This window comes from Montanilutibacter psychrotolerans (assembly GCF_003719825.1).
GTDB lineage: Bacteria > Pseudomonadota > Gammaproteobacteria > Xanthomonadales > Xanthomonadaceae > Montanilutibacter > Montanilutibacter psychrotolerans.
Genome location: NZ_RIBS01000001.1, coordinates 521,738 through 539,588 on the forward strand (window position 1 = coordinate 521,738; position 17,851 = coordinate 539,588).

The 17,851-nt window shown below is 67.6% G+C and carries 16 protein-coding genes and 1 tRNA gene; 4 read left to right on the forward strand and 13 right to left on the reverse strand.

Annotated elements, in window-relative coordinates:
* Positions 1-6: 6 nt before the first annotated feature.
* From EER27_RS02230 to EER27_RS02240, 3 genes are all read left to right on the forward strand, one after another.
* Positions 7-1,122: a pyridoxal-phosphate dependent enzyme gene (locus EER27_RS02230; protein WP_123086382.1), complete on the forward strand. Its 1,116-nt coding sequence runs from the start codon at positions 7-9 to the stop codon at positions 1,120-1,122.
* A 157-nt stretch (positions 1,123-1,279) separates the two neighbouring features.
* Positions 1,280-2,236, forward strand: a complete 957-nt coding sequence (locus tag EER27_RS02235) for an SOS response-associated peptidase family protein (protein ID WP_123086383.1) — start codon at positions 1,280-1,282, stop codon at positions 2,234-2,236.
* A gap of 153 nt (positions 2,237-2,389) precedes the next feature.
* Entirely contained in the window at positions 2,390-3,439 is a 1,050-nt protein-coding gene (locus EER27_RS02240; protein WP_123086384.1) for a TraB/GumN family protein, read from the forward strand.
* 59 nt (positions 3,440-3,498) lie between these two features.
* Here EER27_RS02240 and EER27_RS02245 read toward each other — a convergent pair whose 3' ends face one another.
* From EER27_RS02245 to EER27_RS02300, 12 genes are all read right to left on the reverse strand, one after another.
* The gene (locus tag EER27_RS02245) at positions 3,499-4,401 is read right to left on the reverse strand and encodes a DUF6999 family protein (RefSeq protein WP_123086385.1); all 903 of its coding nucleotides are present in this window, start codon (positions 4,399-4,401) and stop codon (positions 3,499-3,501) included.
* Positions 4,402-4,417: 16 nt separating this feature from the next.
* Positions 4,418-6,313 carry an iron-containing redox enzyme family protein gene (locus tag EER27_RS02250; RefSeq protein WP_123086664.1) on the reverse strand — a complete coding sequence of 632 codons (1,896 nt, stop codon included), beginning with the start codon at positions 6,311-6,313 and terminating at the stop codon, positions 4,418-4,420.
* Positions 6,297-7,193, reverse strand: coding sequence for a fatty acid desaturase (locus tag EER27_RS02255; protein ID WP_123086386.1), 897 nt, complete (start codon positions 7,191-7,193; stop codon positions 6,297-6,299). The genes EER27_RS02250 and EER27_RS02255 overlap by 17 nt, the downstream gene beginning before the upstream one ends.
* Positions 7,190-7,951 carry a sterol desaturase family protein gene (locus EER27_RS02260; RefSeq protein WP_123086387.1) on the reverse strand — a complete coding sequence of 254 codons (762 nt, stop codon included), beginning with the start codon at positions 7,949-7,951 and terminating at the stop codon, positions 7,190-7,192. Before EER27_RS02260 ends, EER27_RS02255 begins: the two co-directional genes overlap by 4 nt.
* Positions 7,952-8,140: 189 nt before the next feature.
* Positions 8,141-10,060, reverse strand: coding sequence for a 1-deoxy-D-xylulose-5-phosphate synthase (gene dxs, locus EER27_RS02265; protein WP_123086388.1), 1,920 nt, complete (start codon positions 10,058-10,060; stop codon positions 8,141-8,143).
* Between the two features lie 85 nt (positions 10,061-10,145).
* Positions 10,146-11,351 carry a hypothetical protein gene (locus tag EER27_RS17025; RefSeq protein ID WP_190285603.1) on the reverse strand — a complete coding sequence of 402 codons (1,206 nt, stop codon included), beginning with the start codon at positions 11,349-11,351 and terminating at the stop codon, positions 10,146-10,148.
* Positions 11,352-11,477: 126 nt separating this feature from the next.
* Positions 11,478-12,086: an HNH endonuclease gene (locus EER27_RS02275; protein WP_425480812.1), complete on the reverse strand. Its 609-nt coding sequence runs from the start codon at positions 12,084-12,086 to the stop codon at positions 11,478-11,480.
* A gap of 147 nt (positions 12,087-12,233) precedes the next feature.
* Complete coding sequence (locus EER27_RS02280) at positions 12,234-14,024, reverse strand: acyl-CoA dehydrogenase C-terminal domain-containing protein (RefSeq protein ID WP_123086390.1); 1,791 nt, start codon at positions 14,022-14,024, stop codon at positions 12,234-12,236.
* Between the two features lie 112 nt (positions 14,025-14,136).
* Entirely contained in the window at positions 14,137-14,610 is a 474-nt protein-coding gene (locus tag EER27_RS02285) for an LEA/WHy family protein (protein ID WP_123086391.1), read from the reverse strand.
* 804 nt (positions 14,611-15,414) lie between these two features.
* Positions 15,415-15,627, reverse strand: coding sequence for a hypothetical protein (locus tag EER27_RS02290; RefSeq protein ID WP_123086392.1), 213 nt, complete (start codon positions 15,625-15,627; stop codon positions 15,415-15,417).
* A 366-nt stretch (positions 15,628-15,993) separates the two neighbouring features.
* A complete protein-coding gene (locus tag EER27_RS16810) occupies positions 15,994-16,356 on the reverse strand; it encodes a hypothetical protein (protein WP_148040897.1) in 363 nt (120 codons plus the stop codon).
* 562 nt (positions 16,357-16,918) lie between these two features.
* Positions 16,919-16,994, reverse strand: a tRNA-Phe gene (locus EER27_RS02300).
* 165 nt (positions 16,995-17,159) lie between these two features.
* Here EER27_RS02300 and EER27_RS02305 point away from each other — a divergent pair.
* On the forward strand, positions 17,160-17,600 hold the full coding sequence (locus EER27_RS02305; protein ID WP_123086394.1) for a DUF6491 family protein: 441 nt from the start codon (positions 17,160-17,162) through the stop codon (positions 17,598-17,600).
* Here EER27_RS02305 and EER27_RS02310 read toward each other — a convergent pair.
* A complete protein-coding gene (locus tag EER27_RS02310) occupies positions 17,582-17,851 on the reverse strand; it encodes an oxidative damage protection protein (protein ID WP_123086395.1) in 270 nt (89 codons plus the stop codon). The two genes, EER27_RS02305 and EER27_RS02310, sit on opposite strands and share 19 nt — an antisense overlap.

Here is a 17,851-nt window from a genome sequence, read left to right on the forward strand (position 1 = left end):
GTGGGCATGAACCCGAACCCTTCCGATATCGCGGCCGAGTACGCCGCCCTGTTTCCCGATCACGGCCCCAGCCCGCTGCTGGAACTGCCCGCGCTGGCCCAGCACTGCGGTGTCGCGCGGGTCTTCATCAAGGACGAAGGTGCCCGCCCTTACGGCAACTTCAAGATTCTCGGCGGCATGCTGGCGGGGCTTCGCCTGCTTGCACGGCGCGGCGGCGTCGATTCGATTCAGGCGTTGCTGACGCGCACGACACCCGTCTCGTTGCCCACGTTGCTTTGCGCCAGCGATGGCAACCACGGGCTGGCAGTGGCGCTGGCCGCGCAGCGTGCCGGCACCACGGCGCGGATCTTCCTGCCGAACGCGGTCAGTGCCCAGCGCGCCGAGCGAATTCGCGCCTGTGGCGCGGACATCGTGTGGATAGACGGCACGTACGACGACGCCGTGAATGCCGCCGGTGAAGCCGCGCGAGAAAGCGGCAGCCTGCTGGTTGCCGACACCGGCGCGCGCATCGACGATCCAGTGGTCCAGCAGGTGATGGCCGGCTATGGGCTGGTCCTGCACGAGTTGCGTCGGCAGTTCCACGACGCGGATGCGCGAGCGACGCACGCGTTCGTCCAGGCCGGTGTCGGCGGGTTGGCGGCGGCGGTTGCCGATGGCATGCGCGACATCTCGTCGCCGCCGGGCCGCCTGCTGGTGGTCGAGCCCGAGGCCGCGGCGTGCGTCGCGCAAGCCCTGGTGCACGGCCAGGCCGTACAGGTCCCGGGCGATCTGCACACGGTGGCGGACATGCTGTCGTGCGGTGTGGCCTCCGCGCCCGCCATTCCTGTGCTGCGCCAGTACGGCGCGAAGGCGGTGGCCGTGGACGAGGCGCTGCTGCGCCATGCCGTCGAAGTGCTGTACGCGGCGCACGGCCCGCGCGCCACACCGTCGGGCGCCGCCGGACTTGCCGGCCTTCTGCACGTGGCCGGGCAACCGGATCTGCGGGACGAACACGCGCTGCAGCACGACAGCCACGTGCTGTTGATCGTGACCGAACGTCCCATCTCGGGCCTTGATGGTCACCGGCCACTCCCGCGACGGCGCAACCGCAACGCCATTCGCGCATCGGCACGGAAGGTTTGATGCAGTGCGGCGCCGGGTAGGCCGGCGGCCCGCTCGGTAGAGGCCGGTGCGCTCGTGGCCTGAGAAGCGCACGCGCAGGGCCGCGCCCCCTGGTGCAGGACCTCCGTACACGGCCAATCCCCTAAGATCGGGGCGACAGCTCGGGGGAGGTGACGCCATGTGCTACTCGGCCCAGGTCACGCAGAACTACCGCGAGTACGTGCGGCTGTTCGGTGCCGACATCGATCTGAAAGAGTTCGTGCGGCTCTACTGGGAGCGCCCCAAGAGCAAGGCGCGCATCGCCAAGGGGCTCGACGCCGCATTCGCCGATGCCGATGGCGACGACGCCAGGACCATCAAGTCGCTCATCGACACCTACAACGATGACCAGATCGCCCTGATCGAGGCAGACCTGGTCAAGCAACGCGATCGCCTCGCCGCGGCAAGACTGACGTTGCAGAAGCAGGTCACAAAGAAGGCGAGCGAGGACCTGCGCATCGCGACCGACAAGATCGCCAAGGGACTGGCGAAGCTCGAGGACATCCTGCGACCGGAACTGCAGCCGCGCGACTCGCGCATCTTCCCCGGCTGGTACGCGCCGGTGATGATCTCCGAGCAGGGCAGGCACGTCGTGAAGCCGATGCGGTACCAGTGTCGGCCGGCGGGCAAGCCCGAGTTCTACGACACGAAATTCCCGGGCACCTACAACGCGCGGCGCGACAGCCTGGAAGGCTTCTGGCAGCAGCAGTTCGGATACACGCATGGGGTCGTCATGGCAACCGCCTTCTACGAGTACGTGAGGCGATACAGGCCCGAGACGCGCGCGCCAGGCGACAACGATGTGGACGAGAAGGTCGTGCTCGAGTTCAAGCCCAGCACCGGCGAGCCAATGCTGATCGCCTGCCTGTGGTCGCGCTGGGAGGGGCCGGGCGGGCAGGAACTGCTGTCGTTTGCAGCAATCACCGACGACCCGCCGCCGGAAGTGCTGGCCGCCGGCCACGACCGCTGCGTCATCCCGATCAAGGCCAAGAACGTGGATGCCTGGCTCAACCCGGACCCGCAAAACCTGGCCGCGCTGTACGCCATTCTCGACGACCGCGAGCGACCCTACTACGACCACCGCCAGGTTCCCTGAGGCCCTGCGCTGGCGGCTCGCGATGGCAGGTCGGGTGCCGGGTGCTGCCGGACGTTTGCACATGTGCACGAATCACCGTTCTGTCACGCCGGGACGCGATATTCCGCTGCCTCGGCTAGCATTGGCACCATCCCCCACCTCGGAGCGCACCGGATGCGTCGTGTCGTACCAGTCGCGTCGTTGGCCTTGCTGCTGACGTGCCTGCCCATTGCGGGCGGTGCTGCCACGCCCTTGCAGGCGCCGCCGCAGGCCGTCGTCGAACCGCCCGTGGCTAGTGCGGACGAACCGGTCGCCGACCTCGGCCTGGTGGTGGTCAGCGGCGAATTGCCCGGCCCCGGGTTGTGGAAGATTTCGCGCGGCGAGCACGTGCTGTGGCTGCTCGGTGATCTGTCTCCGCTGCCGCGCGACATGCAGTGGCAATCGCGCGATGTCGAGGCGGCGATCGTGCAGTCCCAGGAGATCATCCAACCGCCCACCGTCGGCCTCAGCGCCAACATCGGCTTCTTCCGTGGCCTCACGCTGCTGCCGTCCTTGCTGGGCGCGCGCAAGAACCCCGATGGCAAGACGCTCCAACAGGTGGTGCCGCCCGAGCTCTACGCGCGCTGGAGGCAGCTCAAGGCCCGCTACATCGGTCGCGACAACGATGTCGAGCAATGGCGCCCGGTGTTTGCTGCCCTGGAGCTGTACGAGGCGGCCATCGCCAAGGCCGGGCTGACACGCAAGGGTGTGGTCGGGCCGTTCGTCGATGATGCGGCCAAGCGTCACGAGATCCGGGTGACCGCGCCGCGCGTGACGGTGGTGATCGACGACCCGAAGCAGGCGTTGAAGGAGTTCCGCGACGAAACGTTTGGCGACCTCGATTGCTTCCGCAAGACCCTCGACCACCTCGAAAGCGATCTGGGCACGATGACCGCGCGCGCCAACGCCTGGGCCACCGCTGACCTGGAAGCCATGCGGGCACTGCCGTACACCGATCAGGCCGCGGCTTGTCGTGAAGCGCTCAACGATATCGGCGTCGCGCGCAAGCGCGGCATGGCCGATTCCGAGGCACGCGCGTCGCGTGCCTGGATGGACGCGGCCGACGCGGCGTTGGCCCGCAACGCCAGTACGTTTGCGCTGCTGCCGATCGCCGAGCTGATCAAACCCAACGGCTACCTGGATCGGCTGCGCGCGCGCGGCTACACGGTCGAAGCGCCGTTGTAGTTCGTCGGTACCGGCGACGCGCGAGCGGGTCCGCCCCGCGCGGTCGCCGGTTTCCTCGCTCAGCCGCCTGCGGCAAACAGCGCCGCCTGCGCTGCCTCCTGGGCGGCGCGGCGATCGAACAGCACCTTGTGCAGCATCTCCGTCGACAGCCCATGCAACGTCAGGCGGAAGCCAGCGCGCAGGGTCGACATCGGCACCAGCGGGTGGCGGTTGTTGAGCAGCACCAGGTGCGAACGCGCATCCAGGATCGTCGCCGCATACAGGCCGATGGTTTCGTCCAGTTGCAAGGAGTTGGTGGCGCGCCAGAAGTCGTCGTCGGTCAGCAGCAACTGGTAGATCGGGGTGAACAGCTCGATCGAGCTTTGCAGGTCGAGGAAGTTGAATCGGCCGTCCGGCATGTCCTCCAAGCGCAGTCCGGGCTGGGCGATCATCGAGAAGTCCGGCTCGGCGACGTGTTCCAGCTCACGTCCGGCGGCGTGCAGCGCGCGGTTGAGGCGGATCACGAAGTTGTAGAGATTGAGGTCGTGCACCAGGAACAGGTCATCGCGCACGTCGCCGATCCGCTGCGGCGTCAGCGGGCTGGTTTCCACAGGTGCCGGAGAGTTGGCGCCGATGAAGGCAAGCACCTGCGACCCGACGTGGAAGTGGCGCAGGATCAGCCAGTTGGCCTCCGGGCGGATGAAGTTCTGCATGCCCCAGGCGAGCAGGCGGTGCAGCGTGCGCGAGAACGCCAGCTTGCGTGGCGTGACGAACTTCAGGACCTGGAACAGCACGATCAAGGTGCGGGCGAACGGCCGCACGAACGGCAGGATCACCTGCCGCGAACGCGAGCTGGAGTCGGCCAGCCAGGCACGCTTCACCTCGTCGTCGATCGGCGTGCTGCGGTCGAGATACATCGCCAGCCAAGGATTCGGATCGCGCGGATCGTGTTCCTGGGAAAGAAAATCGGGAGCGTGCTTCATGGCGTCGTTTCCTGGCTCAGGACAGCACGTGGTCGAACTGCATCAGGTACAGCTGCGCGGTGCGGCGTGCGGTGTCGATGATCGCGCGCGCGCCGTCGCCGTCGGCATCGTGTTCGAGAACGATCTCGACCGCGCGCAGCCAGCGCAGCAAGTGGTGCTCGTCGTTCGCACCATGGTATTCGAGGAAACGGAACGCATCGGCGGGTAGGTCGAGGCTGGCCTTCATCAGTGGCAGCAGCGCCGGAATGATGCGCTGACCCGTGCCTTCGATGATGTAGATCGCGCCCAGCAGGCCGAGCGGATTGGCGGTTGCCGCCAGCGCATGCAGGTAGGCATTGAGCGCCTCGCCGCCGGGATTGCGGCGCAGCGCGTCGAGTTCGGCGATGTCGCCGCCGGCACGCCGGTAGTCCTCGAACAGGATCAGGTAGTCGTCCTGCTCCTCGCCGGCGTGGGTGCCGATCAGCTCGGCCAGTGCCTGGTACGGTGGCTGCACGGACGCCGCGCCCTCGCGCATCCACAGGCTGCCCTCGCGCACCTGGGGAATCCAGTGCTGCATCCAGCGACGGTAGTCGGCGGCTTCGAAGCGGCGGTCGCGCAGCTTGCGGATCAACGGCGTGCGCCAGGCGCGCGATCGGTAATCGTGCCAGAGGGTGGCCAGCTCACCGAGTAGGTGGCGCAGTGCCTGGGGGGCGTCGGCGGGATCGTGGGGCGGGGCGATCAGATCGTCGTCGCCGGCCGTTGCCACGGGCGCCGAACGCAGGTCCGGTCGAACGTCAGGCATCGCCGCATCCGCGGCCTCCACCTCGATCAGCGCGAACGCCACGGTGAAGCGCCCGGATTCCGGGATGAAGCACAGGATCTTCTCGCCCGGACGCGGCGTGCGGGTGCGAAGGAACTCGTCGAGCATCACGAAGATCGAGGCCGAGCCCGTGTTGCCGCGCTGCACGAGATTGCTGAACCAGCGCTCGCGCGGAATCGCCAGGCCAGCCTTGACCATCAGTTCGTCCACCACGGGAGCGAAACGCTCGGACGAGTAGTGGCACAGGAAGTGGTCGATGGTGGTCGGATCGATCCAGCCTTCGTGGCACAGCTTGGCGTACTCGTGCACGCCCACGTCGAACAGGTGCGGCAGCAGGCGGATGTCCTGGCGCAGGAACAGCGCGCCGGCGGCTTCCGCGTCGCGCCAGGAGTCGTAGTCGAGATGGGCGGTCGTGCGATCGGCGGTGAGCCCCATCTGCATGCAAACCGGGTAGTCACCCGAGAACGAGCGCTGATGCATGAATCGCAGGCGCAGGCGGATGCCACCATGGGCCTGCGGCGTATTGCCCAGCAGCAGGGCGCCGGCGCCGTCGGACAGCATCCAGCGCAGGAAGTGCGCATCGAAGTCGGCGTCGTAACCGTGCGCGGCGAAACGCGAGCGCTTGAACAGACGCGACGGGAACTCTGCCGCCGCCACCAGCGCCCGCGTGTGCGAGCCCAACTCGACCGCCGCCGCCGCCGCTTCCCAGGCGCCCACGCCGGACGCACAGATGCCGTGGCTGGAAAGGGTCTGCATCGGCGGCGCGGACAGCTCGCCCTGCACCATGCTGGCGAACCCCGGCATCAGTGCGTCACCACCGGACGTGCCGCACGCGAGCAGGCCCACTTCGTCCAGGCGCGTCCCGGCGCGCTGCAGGCACGACTGGATCGCTGCCGCGGCCATGCCGGCGCAGCTGTGCGTCGCGGCGCCGTTGGCATCGAGTGCGTAATGGCGCGACTGGATGCCGTTCTCGGCGAGGATCCGTCGCTTGATCCGGTTCGACAGCTTGTTGAGCGGTGCGACGAAGCCATCCATGGCCGCGTTGTCGACCGGCTCGCCCGGCAGGTAGTGGCCCGTGGCATGGATCCACGTGCGGTCAAAGCGGGTTGGCATCAACATTCCTCGTAAGCGGAACAGGGGCGCGCAGAGAACGCGAGCGATGCCGCGCACTGGCGATTCCCAGCAGGTAGACCCGCAACACGTAGCCCGCAAAGCTGCGTTCGAGCAATCGCGGGTCGATACGGTGACGGTATTGTCGGTGCAGGCGCGGCAATTGCGACCAATGCGCGCGGGCGTGCAGATGATGGGCGGTGTGCAGCCCGATGTTGAACAGCAGGGGATTCAGCAGGCCCTCGAAGTTGCGCGCCGCACGCATGGGCTCGCGATCGTCGGCGTGTGCATGCTGGAGGTAGTTGGCCGCCAGCAGCCAGTGCAGGCCGAACAACTGCGGCGCGATCACCAGCACCAGCGCGCGCCACGGATCCAGCACCAGCAACGCGGCCCATGGAAGCAGCCATGCCGCGAACTGCAGCGCATACCAGCGTGCCACCGCCGGCTTGCGCGTGTACAGCGCAGACAGCCAACGCAACACGAAGGGATACAGCACCGCGATCGCCTGCAACGGGTGCATCAGCCAACCGGACAGGCGATTGTGGTCGCCAAATCGCCAGGTGCGGGCGACGTCGTCCGGCCCATGCCAATGACGGTGGTGGTTGCGGTTGTGGGCCGGGTGAAACACGAACGTCGGATGGCCCTGAAGCGCGCTGATGGCCAGATCGGTGAAGCGATTGAGCCCACGGTGCCGCCACATCGGCAGGTGCGCGTGGTTGTGGTGGATCACGCTGATCGCCACGGCGAGGTAGGCGTTGAGCGCGTACAGCGGCCACTGCAGTCCATGCCGCCATTGCCAGGCGATCAGCAACGGCTGCATCAGCAGGCAGACGATGCTGTACAGGTCGCTGCGATCGCGCAGCGGTCCCAGCGCGCGACTCATCCCGGTGGCACCCGCTTGCGCGCTAGGTGCGCGTCGGCGGCATCCCACGGCAGCACGCTGCCGGCGATCCGGTCGAACACATCCAGCAGAAAGCCGTAGTTGCCCTGGTAGCACGCGTGATGCAGGTGGTGCCGGCGACTGGCCGCCCGCCAGCCGCGTGCCGGCGCGGTCGAGCTGAACTCGTAATTGGAATGCCCAAGGTTGTTGAGCGCGATGCTCAGCACGGTCAACGCTGCCAGTGCGAACAGGCTGAAGTCGTGCAGCAGCATGGGCAGCATCGGAACACTGCCCAGCATCATCGCCTCGACCGGGTGCAGGGCGTAGGTCGAGAACGGCGTGGCCACGTGCGATCGATGGTGCGCGCCATGGAAGCGGCGCAGCCAGCGCGTGTGCAACAGCCGGTGGTTGGCGTAGAAGTGCAGCTCGTTCCAGACGAACAGCACCGCGATCTCCAGCGCCACTTGCCCGGCGGAAGGGGCATGGGCGAGCGTTGCCCAGCCCAGCTTGAGCGTCGCCCAAGGCGCCAGCAGGCCGATGCCGAAGATGAGAATGGCGACGATCGATTCGCCGATCTCGCGGCGCAGTTGTCCGGGGGGCAACGGACGCGGGTCGAGTTGGCGACCGTAGCCCAGCCGCGGCAACAACGAACGCGACAGCCACCAGGTCAGGCCGCCGAAACCGAAGTACAGCAGGGCAAACCATGCCACGCCATACGTGGCCACCTGCCATGGCCGCAGGTTGAGGAAGACCTCATCCACGCGAACGCAGCCCCAGCCAGGAACGCGTGGCGATGCCCGCGGTCGCGCGCTGCCAGACCGCGCCGACCGTGCCGGCAAGTTGCCGACACCACGGGACCGGGCGGCACGCGGGCGACGCGTGATGCGACGACGGGAACGGCGGGTTGGCGGTCGACATGCGGGGTTCGGCGGACGACCGGTGGACGAGGTTTACGCGCTGTGTGGCAAGGCCGACGGAACGGCCAGCTGCGGCCAGCGCGCCAGCACCGCGGCGCGGATCCCGGCGGCATCCAGGCCCGCCTCGGCCAGCAGCTGTTCGCGGCTGGCGTGGTGCTGGAATTCGTCGGGCAGGCCCAGGTGCAGGATCGGCATCACCACGCTCTCCGCGGCCAGCAGCTCGGCGACGCCGGCACCGGCACCACCGGCAACGACGTTGTCCTCGAGCGTGACAAGTCCGATGTGGCTGGCCGCCATCTCCAGCACCATGGCGCGGTCGAGCGGCTTGACGAAGCGCATGTTGACCACCGTCAGGCCCAGGGCTTCGCCAACCTGTCGGGCGGCCGGCAGGATCGCGCCGAACGCCAGCAGTGCGACGCGTGAACCGCGATGGCGCAGCTCGGCCTTGCCGATCGGCAGGGTGTCGAGATTGGGCTGCACAGCGACGCCGGGGCCGGTGCCGCGCGGGTATCGCACCGCGGCCGGACCGGGATGTCGGTGTCCGGTGCTGAGCATCTTGCGGCACTCGTCTTCGTCGCTGGGCGCCATCACCACCATGTTGGGCACGCAGCGCAGGTAGCTCAGATCGAGGTTGCCGCCGTGCGTCGCGCCATCGGGACCGACCACGCCGCCGCGGTCGATGGCGAACAGCACGTCGAGGTTCTGGATCGCGACGTCGTGGACCAGCTGGTCGTAGCCACGCTGCAGGAAGGTCGAGTAGATCGCGACCACCGGCTTGGCGCCTTCGCAGGCCATGCCGGCGGCCAGCGTGACCGCGTGCTGCTCGGCGATCGCGACGTCGAAGTAGCGGTCCGGGAATTCCTTGCTGAAGCGCACCAGGCCCGAACCTTCCCGCATCGCCGGCGTGATACCCAGCAGCGTGTCGTCGGCGGCGGCCATGTCGCACAGCCACTCGCCGAACACGTCGGTGTAGGTGGGCTTCTTTGCGCCGGGCTTGCTGATCAGTCCCTTCTCGGGATCGAACGGGCCGACCGCGTGGTAGCCGATCTGGTCGTCTTCGGCCAGTTCGTAGCCCTTGCCCTTGGTGGTGATGATGTGCAGCAACTGCGGGCCCTTGAGACCCTTGAGCGTCTTCAGCGCACTCAGCAATGCGGGCAGGTCGTGTCCGTCGATCGGGCCGGTGTAGTGAAAACCGACCTCCTCGAAGAAGGTCGACGGCACGAACATCCCCTTCCAGTGTTCTTCCCAACGCTTGACGAACTTCGCCGCCGGTTTGTTCTTGTCGCCGAGCAGTTTCTTGCCGCCTTCGCGGATCGCATTGAGCGTGCGGCTGCCAGTGAGACGACCGAGCATGCGGGTGACGCCACCGACGTTCTCGGAGATCGACATCTGGTTGTCGTTGAGGATCACCAGCAGGTTGGGCTCGGGCCCGCCAGCCCCAGCACCCATGCCGCCGGCGTGGGCGAGGGCCTCGAACGCCATGCCCGCGGTCATCGCGCCGTCGCCGATCACCGCGACCACCTTGCGGTCGTCGCCGCGCTGCTGCAGCGCGATCGCCATGCCCAGCGCCGCGGAGATCGAGGTCGAACTGTGGCCGACGCCGAAGGTGTCGTACTCGGACTCCTCACGCTTGGGGAACGGCGCGACGCCGTCCTTCTGCTTGACCGTGTGGATCTGGTCGCGCCGGCCGGTGAGGATCTTGTGCGGGTAGCACTGGTGGCCGACGTCCCAGACCAGGCGGTCCACCGGCGTCTGATAGAGCCAATGCAGCGCCACGGTCAGCTCGATCACGCCCAGCCCGGCGCCAAAATGGCCGCCGACCCGCGCCACCTGCTCGATCAGGTAGTTGCGCAGTTCCTCGGCGACAGCGCCGAGTTCCTCTTCGGGGAACTGGCGCAGATCGGCGGGAATCTGGACGCGAGACAGGCGCGGGTAGCGTTGCGGATCGATCATCACATCGGAATCTGGCGACTAGCCCGCAATTGTCACGCCGACGCCGGGGCGCGGCAAGGCGCAGCCCGGCGGTGGCCGTGCGCGGTCAGCGTCCGCGCAGTCGACCGAACAGGCCGCCGCCCTTCTGCGGCTCGGGTTCGGGGTCCGGCGCGCGTTCGATATCGGCAAAGCCGGTGGCCAGGTTGGCGTTCACGAAGTCCGCGACCTCCGGAAGCGTCACGCCGCTCGCGCTGGCAACTTCGGCCAGCGTGGACGGGCCCTTCATCATCACGGTGGCGATGCGGAAGTGCTTCGGGTACTCGCGTTCGGTCTGCGGCCATTTCACCAGCTGGTAGCGGGCGAAGGGGTCGAACCCCGGCAGCAACTTGCCATCGCCGGCAAGCAGCCCGCCAAACCACACCAGTCGAGACAGCGGCATCGCCTCACCCAGGCCGGCGACGGCTGCGGTCCATGAGGCGCTGTCGAGCATTTCGAAATCGGTGACGGACAGGTCGGTGGTGCAGTGGCCGATGAGCGCTTTCAGCGCTGCGGGGCCGTGGTAGACGCGCTGGCCAACATCGACCAGAAGGGCCGTGCCTTCGTGCTTCACGCGAACCCGGCCAGACAGTCGGCCCGAGGCCAGCCAGTCGAGCAGCTTGTTCTGGCTTGGAATGCTGGGAGCGGACGCCGGAGCGGGAGTCGGAGCCGGCGTTGGTACGGGCGCCGGCGCGGTTGGAGCGGGCGCAATCGGTGCCTGGGCGACGACGGGTGCCGGCGCCGGTGTCGGCGTCGGAGGTGCGACTGGGGGCGCGGTCGCGACCGCAGGTGCCGCGACGGGCGGAGCCGGAGCGGTCGTCACCGGGGCGGGCGTCACTGGCGCGGGCGTCACCGGCGTGGTCGCCACCGGTACAACGGGGGCCGGCTGGCTCGGCGCCGCAACGGGCACGTCCCGCGGCGCTGGCGCGACGGGCGCTGCCATGCCGCTGGACGGCGCGTCGGGCAGTGCACCGGGTCCGGCGATTTCCTGCAGCAGCGCCGCGACGGAGTTGACGTCGAAAGGCTGGGCCAGGCGGAACTCGGTCTGGGTACGGGCGGCGCTGGTCAGCCCGATCACCACCTTGCCGGCGGCATGCAGCCGCAGCCAGCTCATTGGACCGTACATGCTGTCCATGTCGACCACGACGTGGTCGGCCTGGGTTTCCGGCACCAGCTGCCAACGGCTGCCGTGTCGCGAATTGGCCTCGTTGAAGGCGCTTCGCAACGCGGTTTCGGTGGAGGGGTCCATCCCGGTCAGGCCAAACGTCAAGGACATGGTGAATCCGTAGTCTGCAATACCGTCGAGTGTTGCGGAGGGCGTCCCCCGCGTCAACGCGCGCTCTGCGGCGCAGACTGTCGTGATTGGTCACGCGGACGGCGGCCCGACGGCGCCGTCGATCACTCAGGAGCGCCGGCGTCGCGCATCCTTGGGCAGTTGGTTGCGCAGGAATTCCATCTGGTCGGCCAGGATGTTGCGGTTGGAGAGGATCAGGTGTTCGACCCAGCTCGGCCGGTACGGCACGGCCAACAGCGGCATGCCCGCCTGTTGGGGGCTGCGGTTGCCCTTGCGCGAATTGCAGTGGAAGCAGGCGGCGACAACGTTTTCCCAGATGTCGCGGCCGCCCTTGGACACCGGCACGACGTGATCCCGCGTCAGCAGCGGGCGGGCATAGGCGTGGCCGCAGTACAGGCACAGGTGGTCATCGCGCGCGAAAAGCGCGGCGTTGGTGAGCGCCGGCGTGGGGTCGAGGGCGTGCGCCCGCGCGTGCCCGCGGGCGGCCACGATCGGATGCAGCTCGATCAGGCTCCGGTTGCCGGTCAGGCGACTGGTCCCGCCCCGGACCTGCAGGCAGGGCTCGCCGAGCGTCCAGGCGACCGCATCGCGGGCGTAGAGGCACGCCGCGTCCTGCCAGTTCATCCAGTTCAGCACCCGGCCGTGAGCGTCCAGCGAGAGCAGGCGCACCGTGTTCAGGCGTTCGAGGGGGTGCAGGGGGATGGCCCTGAGGGCCAGTTCCGAGGTGAAGCGGGGAGAAGCCGGATCCAGATGGGCTCCGGTTCGGACCAAGCGCAGCGTCGCTGTATCGCTCTCCATTTGAACCGCAGCCTACACCCAAAACATGACGGAATGGGGTTGGGCTGCGGTGTCCAGCCGGAGCGGTCAGGCGTCGAAGGCTTCCGCGTCCAGGGCGAGCAGGGTGGCTGCGCCGCCGCCGATCGCACTGGCGTGTGCCAGCGTGCGCGGCAGGATGCGCGCGAAGTAGAAGCGTGCGGCCTCGCGCTTGCCGGCCCGGAAGGCTTCCGGATACGCCGAGGTGTCGCTGGCCACCACGCTGCGCGCCCACCAGTAGGCAAGCGAGACGTAGCCCGAGTACATCAGGTAGTCGTACGCCGCCGCGCCCACTTCGTCGGCATTGGCCACTGCGCGCTGGCCGATCTGCATGGTCAGCTGCTGCCACTCGCCGGCCTTGGCACGCAGGGGGGCGATGAACTCCGCGGCGGCCGGGTGGCTGGCGTTCTCGCTGCAGAACTGCTCGATCATGCCCAGGAACACGCGCAGGCCAGCGCCCTGCAGCTGCATGACCTTGCGGCCCAGCAGGTCCAGCGCCTGGATGCCGGTCGTGCCTTCGTACAGCGTGGTGATCCGCGCATCACGGGCCAGCTGTTCCATGCCGTGCTCGGCGATGTAACCGTGGCCGCCGAAACACTGCAGTGCGTGATAGGTGCATTCCACGCCCCATTCGGTCAGGCAGGCCTTGACGATCGGGGTCATGAAACCCAGCAGCGCGTCGGCCTGCTCGCGTTCGGCCGCGTCGGGCGCGTTGTGGGCCAGGTCGACCAGCAGTGCGGCGTGGTAACCCATGACCCGCCCACCTTCCACCAGCGACTTGCAGGTCAGCAGCATCCGTCGCACGTCGGGGTGGACGATGATCGGATCGGCCGGCTTGTCCGGGAACTGCGTGCCCGACAACGCGCGCATCTGCAGGCGATCGCGCGAATAGCGCAGGGCGTTCTGCAGCGCACGATCGGAAAGGCCCAGGCCCTGCAGACCGACCGCAAGCCGAGCGGTGTTCATCATGGTGAACATGCCCATGAGCCCCTTGTGCGGCTTGCCAACGAGCCAACCCTGGGCGCCGTCGAAGTTCATCACGCAGGTTGCCGAGCCGTGGATGCCCATCTTGTGCTCGAGGCTGCCGCAGCGGACGGCGTTGGGTTCGCCGAGCGTGCCGTCGGTGCCGACCTGGATCTTGGGCACGATGAACAGCGAGATGCCCTTGCTGCCGGCCGGGGCGTCGGGCAGGCGTGCCAACACCAGGTGCAGGATGTTGTCGGTGAAGTCGTGATCACCGGCGGTAATGAAGATCTTGGTGCCGGTGATCGAGTAGCTGCCGTCCTGCTGGGGTTCGGCGCGGGTCTTCAGCAGGCCCAGGTCGGTGCCGCAATGCGGCTCGGTCAGGCACATCGTGCCGGTCCAGCGGCCTTCGACCAGCGGCTTCAGGAACACGTCCTGCTGCCAATCGCTGCCGTGCTGGACCAGCGCCTCGGTGGCGCCGTGCGAGAGCAGCGGGAAATTGCCCCAGGCCAGGTTTGCTGCGTCGATCATCTCCTTGATCGGCACACCGGCGGCGTGCGGCAGGCCCTGGCCACCTGACTCGGTGGAGGCCGTCAGGCCGGCCCACCCGCCGTCGACGTACTGCGCATAGGCCTGCTTGAAACCCGTCGGCGTGGTGACCGCACCGGTTGCCTTGTCGTGCTTGCAGCCTTCGCGGTCGCCCACTTCGTTGAGCGGCGACAACACGGTTTCGGTGAAGCGCGCGCCTTCGTCCAGGATGGCGTCGAGGATGTCGCGGCTGGCGTCGTCGAAGCCCATCTTCTGGAATGCCGCCTCCACGCCAATCACGTCGTACAGGGCGAAGCGCATGTCGTTGAGAGGGGCTTTGTAGGTGCTCATGGGTGAGTTCCGGAATCGGGAATGGGTGGAGAAGGGTGGGGCGCCGGTCCGAGCCCGGGGCCCATGGGCGAAGCGAGTGCGCGCGCATGGCGCGGGGACGTTCGGCCGCGTGTTAGCGCATCACGCCCGGCAGACCGGGTGCCGGGCTCAGGGCGCTGTTGCGATCCAGGGTGAAGCGACGGGACTTGCCGTCCTCGGGGGTCGCTTCCAGCGTTCCCTGCAGGCTGTAGGCAAGTGTCCGGCCGGCGCCGAGCGCGTCGGCAACCGCCAGCTTGGCTGCAACGGCCGGGGTAAGCGCCACGGTCACGACATCGGCCGATTCCGGCCCGATCGAAACCGCGGGTTGGGCCTGCAGTCGGCCTGCGGCGTGCTCACCGAAGCCCAGTGAGAGGTCAACCGAATCGAATCGCATGGGGATGCTGCTGAAGTTCTCGATGCGCAGGTCGACCGCCCAGCTGCCGTCCGCACGAACGGTAAGCTGCTGGATGCGCGCGGATGGCTCGGATACGCGCCGCACCTGTCCACCGCCACAGGCGGCCAGAAGGCTCACGCAAAGCAACAATCCAAGCCAACGAATCGCCTTCATCCTGCCGCTCCGGTGTGTGGGAACGCGAGGATACACCGGCGCATGGTGGGCTCAGTCGGGTTGCGATACGGGGAGTGGCGTTGCGTTGCGTGTCGTTGCCAACGATTCCGGGGCGGCGGCGGGCAGTGCCGCCGAACGCAACGGGTCGTCGTCTGCCAAGCGCATGAGGAGCCCGCAGCGAGCGGGGGGCGGATTCGGTGGCGCGGCCGGACGTGCTGGGATCGGGGGCGGTCACCTGGGCCGGTCGGCCGATCGGCCAATCAAGTTTGCCTATGCTCTGCCTCGTTCAACGGCGGCCTTCCGCCAACGACGCCGCGGCTTGGCGCAGTGCAACGCCGGGGCGTTCGTGATCAGCAATGGCATCAGCCGGTGCTGCGAGGAAGCACCGCTAGGTGGCGTTGGGTCGGTCGACGACGCGGTTTGGCGCAATGCAACGCCGGGGCGTTTGTGATCAGCAATGGCATCAGCCGGTGCTGCGAGGAAGCACCGCTAGGTGGCGTTGGATCGGTCGACGCCGCGGCTTGGCGCAATGCAACGCCGGGGCGTTCGTGATCAGCAATGGCATCAGCCGGTGCTGCGAGGAGGCACCGCGTGCGGTGACGTTGGATCGGGCGACCCGTCAGCAGCCAAACGACCCTTCAGCGGCCAAGCGCCCCCTTCAGCAGCCAAGCGTCCCCTTCCGCAGCCAAGCTCTATCAGCAGTCGAGCGACCTATCAGCAGCCCTCGGCACGTAGCGCCAAGCGGCTGGATCCCACCCTGGGCAGGCCCGTGTGGGTGAGATAGGTGGGGCGGTTGTGTCGGGCTTATTCGTAGCGTGCGGCGAACACGCCTTCGCCATTGGCCATCTCAACGATGATGGCGGTGGGCATGCCCGTGGCCACATGGCGTTCGTAGGCAAAGCAATCGGCGGCCTTGAGCGCCCAGAATCGCGACGTGAACAGTTCGGCGATGCGGTCTCCGTCCAGCAGCAGCCACCCGGCCTGCGAGGGCGCCACAGTGAAGAATGGGGATTCCATCGAAGCGTTTCCGGAAAGGTGGAAAGACCGGCGGGGCTGACATCCTGGTCCAGTCCCGCGCTTGAGGTGACGTCCGAGTCACGCGTGCTGCCGGCGTGTGCTCAGGATGAGCGCCTGGCCTTGTCTTTACAGTCGGTGGAATGCGCAATGAAGAGTAGGGAAATCCCTACTCCGGCCTGCTTCGACGGCTGCCTGGGCGGATCTGCCAGGCCCGGCGCATGCCGCCATTTCCGTCAGCGACGAGGCAGGTAGCGATTGAGAGCGTGTTTTCCACCGCGAGAGGTGGTGTGACGGTCTGCCGGGTCATCGCGTCACGGGGCGGCCGGCGTGCGGGACAACATGGCTTCCCGCGCCGCGCGGGCCGGGTTACAAGCTATCCCAGCCGCGGTTTGCTCGGCGGTCCTTGCCTGAACGCCGGTCCGAGTTGAAGCGCAGCTCGTCGCGGCGTTCGTTCATGACGCGGCGGTTTCCGACCTTGCGCACGTCGGTCCGGAACTGGGCCTTGCCACTGACGGTCGTACACAGCGGGGCGTCCAGCGGTTCCAGCGACCACTCGCCAAAGGATTCCGCAACGTGGTGATTGATCGACATGAATGCGTCCCCGACCTGTGGTGGCTGCCGCGCGAGGGTCGCGGCCAGCCGGTTCACTTCCGTCGGTAACGAGTCCGGAGGCGGAGGTCGGCCAGTATTCACGTGATCGTATTCGCGGAGCGGCGGGTTCAGGCGCATCGAGCGCCCACCGCCTGCGGGCACGGCGGTCGGTTTGGCGGGAACTTCAAGGCCGCGCCGATCCAGTCAACGTCTGTGTCTGTTTGACAAGGACTGCTTGTCGGCAACGAGGGTGCCAACGAGTCGACGGCTCAAGGGGGCGTGTCGCGTGCTGGGTCTCGACCTCCAGAAATACAGAAGCCGCCGGCGTCGGCCGGCGGCTTCTGAGTCCTGGGGACGTCCGGCCCTGCTCGACGGGGCTGCGCGGTTCGAGCGACCATCCTGGGTCCCGCGACTGGACGGTGTCAGATTGCTACGCCGCCAAGCAGGGCGCCATCGGGGAAAGCCGGAACGGGGCGTAAGGAAAGTCTGATGTTTCAGTCAGACAACCGGCTGAAGGCGTGTCGGCAGGCGACGTCGCAGGAATCGCGGGGCCGTCGGGCGGTCGATGGCGAGGTCCCGAACCGCGGCGCCGTCGGGCGGCCGAGGCATTCCCTGTTCGGCAAGCAGCGGTGGCCCGAAAAAGAAAAAGGCCGCGATTGCTCGCAGCCTCGATCCGTCAACTTCACAAAGTCCACCAAAATGGTGGCCGGGGAGGGAATCGAACCCCCGACACGGGGATTTTCAATCCCCTGCTCTACCAACTGAGCTACCCGGCCACGTTCACGATTGGCCGTGAAGAGGAGCGGGATGATACGGATGGATTTCGAGACTGGCAAGCCCGGATCGCGGCTGAACCCGAATTTTTTCCAGTGTGCCGCCCCGATGACGCGGATGCATGATGCTGGCAACAGTCGTGCCGCTGCGGCGGCGGAGGTTTCACCATGAAATCGCCAGTCCTGCTTTTCAGCATGGCGCTCGCCGTTGCCGTGTGCGGCTGCGCCAGCAATCCCTCGATGGGCGACAGCGAACGGCTTGCGCTGTATCGCGCGCATGCAGGCGCACCGGTGCAGAGCTTCCACTACTTCGGCCGCATCGATGGCTGGACGCCGCTGGGCGACAGCGCGGTGGCGGTCTGGACGCGGCCGAACCGGGCCTATCTGCTCGAGCTGTCCGGCACGTGTCCGGATCTCGATTTCGCGCCGGCCATCAGCCTCACCCACCAGAGCGGAACCGTGTACTCCCGCTTCGACAAGGTGGTGCCGTTGAACAGTACCTCGCCGTCGATCCCGTGCTACATCCGGCAGATCAGCCCGCTCGACACGGCGGCGATCAAGCAGGCACAGCGCACCGCACGTGCGCAGGCTCAGGCCTCGGGAACGTAACCGGCGGGTTTCTCGGCGCCACCACCGAAGAGGAACTTCTCCATCTCCGCCTCGAGGAAGGCGCGGTGCTTGGGGTCCAACGGCGACAGGCGGTTCTCGTTGATCAGCATCGTCTGGTGCGCCAGCCACTTCGCCCACGCCGGCTTGCCGATGTGGGCGAACACGCGCTTGCCGAGGTCGCCGGGCCAGGGAACGAAGTCGAGGCCTTCGGCTTCGCGCTGGTCGTAATCGCAGTGGACGGTGCGGGGCAT

Coding starts and splice junctions, on each gene's coding strand:
- EER27_RS02285 (WP_123086391.1), bottom strand. CDS start 14,610: ATGAAGGCGATTCGTTGGCTTGGATTGTTGCTTTGCGTGAGCCTTCTG.
- EER27_RS02250 (WP_123086664.1), bottom strand. CDS start 6,313: ATGCCAACCCGCTTTGACCGCACGTGGATCCATGCCACGGGCCACTAC.
- EER27_RS16810 (WP_148040897.1), bottom strand. CDS start 16,356: ATGCGCCTGAACCCGCCGCTCCGCGAATACGATCACGTGAATACTGGC.
- EER27_RS02240 (WP_123086384.1), top strand. CDS start 2,390: ATGCGTCGTGTCGTACCAGTCGCGTCGTTGGCCTTGCTGCTGACGTGC.
- EER27_RS02305 (WP_123086394.1), top strand. CDS start 17,160: ATGAAATCGCCAGTCCTGCTTTTCAGCATGGCGCTCGCCGTTGCCGTG.
- EER27_RS02255 (WP_123086386.1), bottom strand. CDS start 7,193: ATGAGTCGCGCGCTGGGACCGCTGCGCGATCGCAGCGACCTGTACAGC.
- EER27_RS17025 (WP_190285603.1), bottom strand. CDS start 11,351: ATGTCCTTGACGTTTGGCCTGACCGGGATGGACCCCTCCACCGAAACC.
- EER27_RS02235 (WP_123086383.1), top strand. CDS start 1,280: ATGTGCTACTCGGCCCAGGTCACGCAGAACTACCGCGAGTACGTGCGG.
- EER27_RS02280 (WP_123086390.1), bottom strand. CDS start 14,024: ATGAGCACCTACAAAGCCCCTCTCAACGACATGCGCTTCGCCCTGTAC.
- EER27_RS02290 (WP_123086392.1), bottom strand. CDS start 15,627: ATGGAATCCCCATTCTTCACTGTGGCGCCCTCGCAGGCCGGGTGGCTG.
- EER27_RS02310 (WP_123086395.1), bottom strand. CDS start 17,851: ATGCCCCGCACCGTCCACTGCGATTACGACCAGCGCGAAGCCGAAGGC.
- EER27_RS02230 (WP_123086382.1), top strand. CDS start 7: ATGAACCCGAACCCTTCCGATATCGCGGCCGAGTACGCCGCCCTGTTT.
- EER27_RS02245 (WP_123086385.1), bottom strand. CDS start 4,401: ATGAAGCACGCTCCCGATTTTCTTTCCCAGGAACACGATCCGCGCGAT.
- dxs (WP_123086388.1), bottom strand. CDS start 10,060: ATGATCGATCCGCAACGCTACCCGCGCCTGTCTCGCGTCCAGATTCCC.